A 1,274-nucleotide genomic window follows, 5' to 3' on the forward strand; every position below is an offset into this window, starting at 1 on the left:
CTCGCGGTTGCGCGCGACCCGCACGACGTCCTCGCGGAACTCCTTCGGATACGGCTTGGGCACTGCAACATCCTTCCAGGCCGCCTCTCAGCAAGCCAGGTCAGGTGTCACCTGTTCGTGCAGCAGTCCCGCATTCCCGCCCTATCGCGGCCGCGCTCCTGCCACACTGAACGCCCCTTGCTACTACTCCACTTCACTCGAGGGCACACGATGACCGACGGACCACAGAAGCCAGCAGACGACGCCGAGACCAGGCCGCCGCTGCGCCGGCGTATCACCGCCCGCTGGGACCGCTTCGGCCCCGTAGGCCGGGCGGCCGTGGCCGTCGGCGCGATGGCGGCGCTCGCCGGAGGGATCGCCGTCCTGGCCCGCGCCCGCTCGAGCGCGCCCGACACCGATGTCGACGACTTCGAGGCGTGGGCCGACGAACTGGCGCTGGAACCCGGCGAGTACGTCTTCGACTGCCTCGAATGCGACGGTGAAGGATCCATCCAGGTCGGCCAGGAAGACGACGAAGCACCCGACGGCTACTCCCTCGTGTGGGACACCTGCGAGGACTGCCACGGCGAAGGCACCATGAGCTACGACGAGAACGAGGCCGCCGAAGCGATCGACTGCGGACGTACCCCGCTCAAGCGGCCGTAGGTTACGTAAGGGCCGCGAGAGCGCCTACACGCTGCCTCTCACCGCACCAGGTAGGTTCCGGCCATGGCTTCGTACGAAGATCACGTGCTGCTGGAGGCCATGCGTTTCCGCCGCGCCATCGAGGACGCCAAGCAGGCCGGCGACCTCGACGCACCACACCCAGGGTTCCGGGACTTCCCTCAGGGGAGCTGCGGCGCGGCCACGGTCATGCTGTGCACCTACCTCGCCGAGCGGGGTCTGGACGGCTGGTTGTATGCCTGCGGCAAAAGGGAGAACCCGCACGAGACCCACGCCTGGGCAGAGCGGGAGGGCCTTGTCGTCGACATCACCGCCGACCAGTTCCCCGAGCACGGGACCGTGTACGTCGGCCCCCCCCGACGCCGTGGTTCGACACGTGGGAACCCTCATACGGTCCGCCCAAGGTCGACCGGGTTGCCCCCGACGACGACATGGAAGGGCCCGCGTACCGAGCGATCCTCCGGCACCTGCTCTAGTGATTTATTCGCCCCACCCCTCGCTGTCACTCATTCAGCTCAACGAGGCGGCCAGAGCGGAGAAACGAGGGCTATGAGCTCGTAACACGATCTTGTTGATCGGCCCTGGTCGGCCGTGACCGGTGTGACGATTCG

At 67.5% G+C, this 1,274-nt stretch carries 1 protein-coding gene; it reads left to right on the top strand.

The features are described from left to right. Positions 1 to 210: 210 nt before the first annotated feature. Positions 211 to 645 carry a hypothetical protein gene (locus AC3ET3_RS36070; protein WP_432159261.1) on the top strand — a complete coding sequence of 145 codons (435 nt, stop codon included), beginning with the start codon at positions 211 to 213 and terminating at the stop codon, positions 643 to 645. The last annotated feature ends 629 nt before the right edge of the window (positions 646 to 1,274 follow it).

It is taken from the genome of Streptomyces sp. bgisy159, assembly GCF_057707805.1.